Annotated in this window: 12 protein-coding genes; 8 read left to right on the plus strand and 4 right to left on the minus strand. The window is 40.6% G+C overall.

Annotated elements, in window-relative coordinates:
* Positions 1–2: 2 nt before the first annotated feature.
* A complete protein-coding gene (locus ABES03_RS25465; protein WP_007084956.1) occupies positions 3–143 on the minus strand; it encodes a hypothetical protein in 141 nt (46 codons plus the stop codon).
* 85 nt (positions 144–228) lie between these two features.
* Positions 229–1,134 carry a hydroxymethylglutaryl-CoA lyase gene (locus tag ABES03_RS25470; protein WP_430121978.1) on the minus strand — a complete coding sequence of 302 codons (906 nt, stop codon included), beginning with the start codon at positions 1,132–1,134 and terminating at the stop codon, positions 229–231.
* A gap of 142 nt (positions 1,135–1,276) precedes the next feature.
* On the opposite strand from ABES03_RS25470, the gene ABES03_RS25475 reads away from it, so the two are divergent.
* From ABES03_RS25475 to ABES03_RS25490, 4 genes are all read left to right on the plus strand, one after another.
* Positions 1,277–2,464, plus strand: a complete 1,188-nt coding sequence (locus ABES03_RS25475) for an acetyl-CoA C-acetyltransferase (protein WP_430121980.1) — start codon at positions 1,277–1,279, stop codon at positions 2,462–2,464.
* A 25-nt stretch (positions 2,465–2,489) separates the two neighbouring features.
* Positions 2,490–3,179: a CoA transferase subunit A gene (locus tag ABES03_RS25480; protein WP_430121982.1), complete on the plus strand. Its 690-nt coding sequence runs from the start codon at positions 2,490–2,492 to the stop codon at positions 3,177–3,179.
* 24 nt (positions 3,180–3,203) lie between these two features.
* Positions 3,204–3,872: a 3-oxoacid CoA-transferase subunit B gene (locus ABES03_RS25485; protein WP_430121984.1), complete on the plus strand. Its 669-nt coding sequence runs from the start codon at positions 3,204–3,206 to the stop codon at positions 3,870–3,872.
* Positions 3,873–3,976: 104 nt separating this feature from the next.
* Positions 3,977–4,231: a YqkE family protein gene (locus ABES03_RS25490; protein WP_430121986.1), complete on the plus strand. Its 255-nt coding sequence runs from the start codon at positions 3,977–3,979 to the stop codon at positions 4,229–4,231.
* Positions 4,232–4,255: 24 nt separating this feature from the next.
* Here ABES03_RS25490 and ABES03_RS25495 read toward each other — a convergent pair whose 3' ends face one another.
* Together ABES03_RS25495 and mciZ are read right to left on the minus strand one after the other, a co-directional pair.
* Positions 4,256–5,167 (minus strand): aldo/keto reductase, encoded by a 912-nt coding sequence (locus tag ABES03_RS25495; RefSeq protein ID WP_430121988.1) that lies wholly within the window; start codon positions 5,165–5,167, stop codon positions 4,256–4,258.
* Positions 5,168–5,230: 63 nt separating this feature from the next.
* Positions 5,231–5,362: a Z-ring formation inhibitor MciZ gene (mciZ, locus tag ABES03_RS25500; RefSeq protein ID WP_335529142.1), complete on the minus strand. Its 132-nt coding sequence runs from the start codon at positions 5,360–5,362 to the stop codon at positions 5,231–5,233.
* A 71-nt stretch (positions 5,363–5,433) separates the two neighbouring features.
* Between mciZ and ABES03_RS25505 the strand changes: the two genes are divergently transcribed.
* The 4 genes from ABES03_RS25505 (at position 5,434) to ABES03_RS25520 (ending at position 8,490) form a co-directional block, all read left to right on the plus strand.
* Positions 5,434–5,988 carry an NUDIX hydrolase gene (locus ABES03_RS25505; protein ID WP_308083301.1) on the plus strand — a complete coding sequence of 185 codons (555 nt, stop codon included), beginning with the start codon at positions 5,434–5,436 and terminating at the stop codon, positions 5,986–5,988.
* A complete protein-coding gene (locus ABES03_RS25510; RefSeq protein ID WP_430121991.1) occupies positions 5,985–7,148 on the plus strand; it encodes an endonuclease Q family protein in 1,164 nt (387 codons plus the stop codon). The genes ABES03_RS25505 and ABES03_RS25510 overlap by 4 nt, the downstream gene beginning before the upstream one ends.
* 124 nt (positions 7,149–7,272) lie before the next feature.
* On the plus strand, positions 7,273–7,920 hold the full coding sequence (gene spoIIM, locus ABES03_RS25515) for a stage II sporulation protein M (RefSeq protein WP_430121993.1): 648 nt from the start codon (positions 7,273–7,275) through the stop codon (positions 7,918–7,920).
* 108 nt (positions 7,921–8,028) lie between these two features.
* On the plus strand, positions 8,029–8,490 hold the full coding sequence (locus ABES03_RS25520; protein ID WP_308083304.1) for a Fur family transcriptional regulator: 462 nt from the start codon (positions 8,029–8,031) through the stop codon (positions 8,488–8,490).
* Positions 8,491–8,561: the final 71 nt, after the last annotated feature.

Genomic DNA, 8,561 nt, shown 5'->3' on the forward strand with positions numbered 1-8,561 from the left:
TCTTATTGCTCAGAATTCTGCCTCTTCGTTGGATGTAGTGCTTTTTCAAGTTCCTCGGCAGCAATCATCCGTTTGCCGCCACCAGCTGTATCTGCATAATTTTTCCCGCTTTGACTGTTACCTTTGTCCCGCTTTTGGCTCATAAAATCTAGTCTCCCTTCAAGGTGGTCTCAATTATTAAGATGGATTACCAGAAGACCGATTATTCACGAAAAATGAGATTAGCTTCTAGACAGTTTGAGCATGAAGGCGATAATAACTGCTTTCGATAGGTCTTGAAAGATGTGGACGCACGATCTCAATAGCATCAAGGAGTTTCTCCAAGCTTACACCTGTGTCAATTCCCATCCGTTCAAGCATATACACTACATCCTCCGTGGCTGCGTTTCCTGCAGCACCAGGAGCAAATGGGCAGCCGCCAAGACCGCCAGCCGATGTATCAAATCGATCGATTCCTGCTTGAAGGGAAGCAAAAATGTTCGCGAGTGCAAGCTTCCGTGTGTCATGAAAATGGGCGGTGAGCATGGTTTCAGAAAACGCATCTTTTAACTGTGAAAACAAGGAATACGCTTCATTCGGTGCTGCCATGCCAATGGTATCCGCTACACTCAGTTCATCCACTCCGGCCTTTACAAATTCAGAACACAGCATTATTGTTTCTTTTTCATCCATTTTCCCTTCATACGGACAATAGAAGGCGGTCGAAATACAAGCACGGACAAAATAGTTTTTGTCTTTTAGCTCCTGGATGATCGGTTTTAGCTCTGCCATACTATCCTGCGTTGTTTTATTGATGTTTTTTAGATTAAAACTGTTGCTGACACCAACAAATACGGCTACGGCTTTGCAATCAGTAGAATACACCCGATCTATTCCTTTACGGTTTGGAGCTAGGACAAAGTTTCTCACGTTTCTATCAAGGCAGTCTGCAACAATTTCTGGGGCATCTCCCATTTGTGGCACCCATTTTGGAGACACAAACGAAGTCAACTCCATTTCCTCTAGTCCAGCATTCCTCAGTCCAGAAATAAATTGTTTTTTGATATCAGTTGGTACAAATAACTTTTCATTCTGCAGTCCATCTCGAGGGCCAACCTCGATAATCGTCACTTTTTTAGGTAAACTTAGCATCATTTTCCCTCCAAACAATTCATACTTTCATTGTAGAGGTGGTAAAAACAAAAAATCAAGAATAATAGAAATTTTGACAAAATAAGAGGAATTTCTGTATTTAACTAGAAATAGTAAATGAAAAGTGGTAGAGGGGAGAACGGAAATGAGCCAAACAGAAGTAGTAATTGTCAGTGCTGTACGTACCGCATTAGGTAATTTTAACGGTAGTTTAAAAAATGTATCCGCACCTGAACTTGGAGCAACAGTGATTAAAGGGGCGCTTGAAGCGGCAGGAGTTAAGCCTGAACAAGTGGATGAAGTGATTATGGGAAATGTGCTCCAAGCAGGGCTAGGGCAAAACCCAGCAAGACAGGCAGCTATTCAAGCGGGAATTCCTGAAAGCGTTTCCTCGATGACGATTAATAAGGTTTGTGGTTCGGGGTTAAAGGCAGTTCACTTAGCAACTCAGGCCATTTTGGCGGGAGACGCTGACATTGTGGTTGCAGGCGGAATGGAAAATATGAGTCAGGCACCATACCTATTAAAAAATGCCCGTGATGGCTTTAAAATGGGTGACCAAAAGCTAGTCGACACCCTGACATCTGATGGTCTTACATGTGTGTTTAATGATTATCACATGGGGATTACAGCTGAGAATTTAGCGAGTAAATATTCCATTACAAGAGAAGAGCAGGATGAATTTTCTGCGTGGAGTCAGGCGAAGGCAGTTGAGGCTATTGAAGCAGGTAGATTTAAAGATGAAATCGTAAAGGTTGTCATTCCGCAACGCAAAGGGGAACCTATTGTTTTTGACACAGATGAATACCCGAAAAAAGGAACAACTGCAGAGAAGTTGGCGGGATTACGTCCTGCTTTTAAAAAGGACGGCAGTGTAACGGCAGGGAATGCTTCTGGAATCAATGATGGAGCAGCGGCTGTTGTAGTAATGAGTAAGAAAAAGGCAGATGAGCTAGGGCTTAAACCTTTAGTAACGATAAAAGCCAATGCAAGTGCAGGGGTAGACCCAAGTATTATGGGAATTGGACCAGTACCAGCGGTGAGAAAGGCTCTTGAAAAAGCTTCTGTTTCAATGGAGGATTTGAACCTAATTGAGGCAAACGAAGCCTTTGCGGCCCAATCGCTGGCAGTAGACCGAGAGCTTCATTTTAATAAAGAAATTTTAAACGTGAACGGCGGGGCTATTGCACTTGGACATCCAATTGGGGCAAGCGGCGCGAGAATTCTGGTCACCTTAATTCATGAGATGAAAAGAAGAAATGCGAAAAATGGCTTAGCTACGCTTTGTATTGGTGGAGGTCAAGGGGTAGCAACAATTGTAGAGTTAGCGTAAAACATTTGAGGGAGAGAGAGCAAAGATGAAGAAAATTTGTACATCCTTCCAGGATGCGGTTGCCGATATTCATGATGGAGCTACGTTAATGGTTGGAGGATTTGGCCTGTGTGGTATTCCGGAGAATCTCATTTTAGCCTTAGCTGAAAAAGGTGTGAAGGATTTAACGGTCATTTCTAACAACTGCGGAATTGATGAGTGGGGCTTAGGACTACTACTAAATAATAGACAAATTAAAAAAATGATTGGTTCCTATGTGGGGGAAAATAAAGAGTTCGAGAGACAAGTGTTAACAGGTGAACTTGAAGTAGAACTTACACCACAGGGAACCTTAGCTGAAAAAATTCGTGCGGGTGGTGCTGGTATCCCAGCATTCTATACTCCTGCCGGGGTAGGAACACAGATAGCTGATGGGAAAGAAACAAAGGTTTTTAACGGAAGAGAGTACCTTTTAGAAGAAGCGCTGACAGCTGATTTTAGCTTAGTTAGGGCATGGAAAGGGGACAAAATGGGAAATCTTGTCTATCACAAGACAGCACGAAACTTTAATCCGATGATCGCAGCAGCGGGTAAAGTGACGATCGCAGAAGTGGAAAACCTTTACGAGATTGGTGAATTGGATGCTAACTTCATCCATACCCCAAGTATATATGTCCAAACGATTATTGAAGGAACTCAAGAAAAGCGAATAGAGAGACTAACCGTTAGAAACTAGAGTCGGTGAAGGGAGAGAACTTGAATGGCGAATGAAAAGGTCTCTGTCAGAGAGAGAATTGCGATTAGGGCAGAGAAAGAAATAGAAAACGGCTTTTATGTAAACCTAGGGATTGGAATGCCCACCCTGGTAGCCAATTATATGACAGCGGATAAACAGGTTGTTCTGCAATCAGAAAATGGACTGCTTGGTATCGGTCCATATCCAGATAAGGAAGAGGTGGATCCTGATTTAATTAATGCAGGCAAGGAAACGGTAACAGCCATTGCTGGTGCAGCTTATTTTGACAGTGCTGAATCATTTGCAATGATCCGTGGTGGTCATGTCAATATAGCGATTCTTGGTGGAATGGAAGTATCTGAAACTGGGGACCTGGCAAACTGGATGATACCTGGAAAGATGATTAAAGGTATGGGTGGAGCCATGGACCTTGTTCATGGGGCTCGAAAGATTATCGTCATCATGGAGCATGTAAATAAAAAAGGTGAATCGAAAATTTTAAAACAGTGTACTCTTCCGTTAACGGGAAAAGGGGTAGTCAACCGGATTATTACTGAGCGCGCAGTCATGGATGTAACAGACTCCGGGCTAAGGCTCGTGGAGGTTGCCGAAGGGTTTACGGTCGAGGATGTTGTTAATTCAACAGAAGCCACCTTACATGTGGATGAAAATGTGAAACTAGAAGCTTATTAATAGTGGAAGCAGGTTGTTCAAACAGACAGCCTGCTTTTTTGTAGGGATTTAAAAAGTGATGATATACTATTACTAAATTAAATCTTAATTAAGGGGAAGTTAGAATGAAAAAGAAATCAAAGCAATCAAGACAAGCAGCTTCAAAAAAAGATGATTCAGCCGTAACATTAAAAGATTTAATCAATCCCAATTTAATAAAACAGTTAAAAGAACAGCAGGATCAGTTAAAGGCAGAGGAAGAAAAAAGAAAAGAAGCGGAAGAACAGCGGAAACGGGAAGAGCGAAGATTGAAGGAAAAAAACAAATCGTTTGAAGAACTTTTAAATGAGAGCGGGATGAATTGGAAGGAGTTTAAATAAAGGGGGAGCGGATGCTCTCCCTTTTTAACGGTGTTCATTATAAATACTAGCTTTTGCTAGTTCTCTAATCATCCTTATTTCTTCATTAGTCAGCGGTTGGCTTCTAACCGCATTTGCATTTCTCTTAATCTGGTCGGTGCTGCTGGCACCAGCCACAACAGAGGCAACTGCTGGGTTAGACAGATTATACTGAAGTGCAACCTCCGTAAATGAACGGGACGAAGCCACTTTCTCCTTCAACACTGGCAAAATATCCTGTAGTTCTTCTAGAGTATAGTCTAAGTACCCTTTTTCAGAAGCCTTATCAAGTAGCTTATCGCTTAACAGTCCCTTTGCAAGAGGTCCGCGAGTGACAACGCTAATTCCATTCTCTTGAAGAAGAGGTAATACTGTTTCTTCCGGTCTGCGGTCAAGTATGCTATACTGCATCATCACTGACACAATACTAGATTTTTTTACGTATTCCCTTATGACATTCGGTCGAATGGATGATATGCCATAATAGCGAATGAAGCCTTCTGCTTTTAATTCCTCAAATGCTTCGATGGTTTCATCAATCGGGTCATCAAGGGTCCCGCCATGCAATTGATAGAGATCAATATAATCTGTACCTATACGCTTTAGACTGTTTTTTACTTCTTCCTTAATATACGCCTTAGAAGGATCCCATGACCACCCAGTTCGCTCCTTGTGCCAGCGGTTACCAACCTTCGTCGCAATAATTATTTGTTCGCGGACGTCTTTTAAGGCCTTGCCTACTAGTCGTTCATTATCGCCAAAATCATATAAATCAGCTGTATCAAAATAATTAATGCCTTCTTCAAGCGCCGCTTCAATAATAGATCGTGCAGCCTTCTCCTCCGTGCCAATGGACATACAGCCAAGACCCAGCTCGGTTACAAATAAATCGGATGTTCCTACCTGCCTTTTTTTCAAAAAATCACCCCGTCCTTTTCTATCATTTTAGTAAAGAAAAGGACAGACTACAAACGACAGGTATTATTTTTGTGGAACATTTTTAACCCAGTCAGATACAGTGATGTATTCCTTGTTATACTCCTTTAGCTTTTGAACAATCTCCCAGCCTTTGCCAACTAGAATGATTCCCTTTTCATGCACATACACTTTCATTCCATACTCCCCCAATTAAAGTATGGTAAAATGTATGAGCAGAATATAGGAATAGAACAGGAGTGACCTTTATGAGTAATCTCGAAGAAAAAACGCTCCATAGCGAAGAAATCTTTTCAGGAAAAGTCATCAGTCTTCATTTGCAGGATGTGGAGCTTCCGAACGGCAAGCAGAGCAAAAGAGAAATTATTAAACATCCGGGAGCTGTGGCTATACTAGCCATTACGGATGACAAGAAAGTAGTCATGGTTGAGCAATACCGGAAAGCGTTAGAAAGAACCATTGTGGAAATTCCAGCAGGAAAGCTCGAAAAGGGAGAAGAACCCGCGCTTTGTGCTCGTCGAGAGTTAGAAGAAGAAACAGGGTACGAATGTGAAAGCTTGGAGTTACTCACTTCCTTTTATACATCGCCAGGATTTGCGGATGAAATCGTTCATGTATATCTTGCAACAGGACTAACCAAAAAGGAAAATTCAGCTGCCCTTGACGAGGATGAATTTGTTAATTTAGAAGAATTGACACTTGAAGAAGCGCAACAATATGTGCAAGAGCAAAAGATTTATGATGCGAAAACAATTTTTGCTGTCCAATACTTACAATTACAAGAGGCGTTGAAAAATAAATGAACCGCTACTATGTAGATCTACATATTCATATCGGGCGAACGTGGACGGGGAAGCCTGTTAAAATTACAGGAGCTAAATCGCTTACGTTTACGAATATCATTGAACATGCAAGACATGAAAAAGGGATGAATATGATTGGAATTATTGATAGTCACTCACCCGAAGTGATTCTTGAAATGGAAAGTCTAATTCAAAGTGGTGACGTGGTTGAACATCCAGATGGCGGATTGGTTTTTGGGGACTTAACCGTTATTCCTGGTTCAGAATTGGAGATTTATGATGAGCAATGTAATGGGCCCATTCACTTGCTCTGCTATTTTCCAAATCTTTCTGTCATGAGGGAATTCTCTTCATGGCTTTCAGGTCATTTGAAAAATATCCAATTAAGCTCGCAACGAATTTATGTCACCGGTCTCGTATTACAAAAGAAGGTAAAAGAATTGGGAGGCATCTTTATTCCTGCCCATGTTTTTACCCCATTCAAAAGTCTTTACGGTAAAGGTGTAAACCGCTCACTAACTGAGGTGTTAGATCCAGAATTGATTGATGGGATCGAACTTGGGCTAAGCTCTGATACCACCATGGCTGATCAATTAAAGGAATTACACAATTATACCTTTGTAACAAATTCTGATGCCCATTCGCTCGCTAAAATTGCACGTGAATATCAAGTAATCGCGATGGAGGAGCCTACTTTCCAAGAATTACAAAAAGCATTAAAAGGAACCGCCGGTCGGAAAATTGTCGCCAACTATGGGCTTGATCCATTACTTGGAAAATATCATAAAACAGTTTGTGAAAAATGTCTTAATTCTGCCCAAAATGACGAGCAACTTTGTGCACATTGTGGGAGTAATAAGTTCATTAAAGGAGTTGCTGATCGGATTCTTGAGCTTAAAACTACAGAGGGAAGTCCGGTGTGGCGACCTCCGTATGTACATCAAGTACCGCTCGAATTTATTCCCGGTCTCGGGCCCCGCTTACTCGAGAAGCTTGTGAATCATTTTGGAAGCGAAATGGCGATTTTGCATGAAGTTCCTTGCGAGGCACTAAAAGAGATTGTCACGCCAAAAATTGCTGAGCTAATTATGAAAGCTAGAGAAGGAAAAATAAACCTAGCTGCTGGCGGAGGCGGGAAATACGGTAAAATTGCAGATTAACACAGTGAAACCCGTCAGCCTCTGGCTGACGGGTTTATAAATTAAATCTATTAATATTGGTCATAGAAATACTAGACTGGCATAGAATGTATTAATCGATTTGAGAATAGTAGGAGGAACCCAGATGAAAAAACGATTGTACCACTCCGATGCTGCTAGTTATTTCCGTGAGAACTCCTCAATTTTTTTGTTTATAGTGATCTTATTTCTGATGGGAGTCATCTTTGGAGCTATTGTCGTAAATAGCATGAGTATTACACAAAAGGAAGATCTATTCTATTATTTATCACAATTTTTTGGGCAAGTGTCTGATGGGAAAGTATCAGAAGACAATGATTTATTTTTACAGAGCTTCTTTCATAACAGTAAGTTTATTGGACTTATGTGGATATTGGGAATCTCAATTATTGGACTACCGGTCATTCTCATTCTCTTATTTATTAAGGGTATGGTTGTTGGGTTTACGGTTGGTTTTCTAGTTAGTCAAATGGGGTGGAAGGGGTTTATGTTAGCCTTTGTTTCCATCTTGCCGCAGAATTTGATTATCATTCCGGTGTTTATCATGATGGCTGCTTTATCAGTTATTTTCTCACTTAGAATGATAAAAAAACAATTTATGAAAAAATATGCTCAGCCTATTATGCCGTTTTTTAAAAGTTACATTATTGCCTTCATTGCAGCAGTCATCTTTATTTCCGCTGCATCAGGAATTGAAGCCTTTTTATCTCCCTGGCTAATGAAAACTGTGGTTAGTTCAGGTTTTTTAAAATAATATTCACTTAATAATTATTATAAACTGTTGTTTATAATAATTTTATTTTGACTCTCTTTTCTCATCTGTTATAATGAGAATTAACAGTGGCGAGGGAGGGCATTCAGGATGGAAACTAGAATTGAGAGAATAAAGAAACAGTTGCATTCAGCGAGTTATAAATTAACACCTCAGCGTGAGTCAACCGTTCGAGTTTTGCTAGAAAATGAAGAGGATCATTTAAGTGCAGAAGATGTGTACCTCCTCGTAAAAGAAAAATCGCCTGAAATTGGTTTAGCAACTGTTTACCGAACACTCGAATTGCTAACAGAACTAAAAATTGTTGATAAAATTAACTTTGGTGACGGTGTTTCCCGCTATGATCTTCGTCAGGAAGGTGCGGCACATTTTCACCATCATCTTGTTTGTATTGAATGTGGCGCTGTTGATGAAATTCAGGAAGATTTATTAGAAGATGTGGAAGAGGTTGTAGAACGCAGATGGAATTTTAAAATAAAAGACCATCGACTGACCTTCCATGGAATCTGTTACCGTTGCCAAGATAAAGAAAAAGAAGAGAAAACTGAATAACATAAAAAAGTCCTTTTTTTCTGAAAGGGGCTTTTTCTTTTTATAAGTCTGTGTTAAAGAACAGTGTTGAT

The organism is Neobacillus rhizosphaerae (assembly GCF_050477885.1).
GTDB lineage: Bacteria > Bacillota > Bacilli > Bacillales > Cytobacillaceae > Neobacillus > Neobacillus rhizosphaerae_A.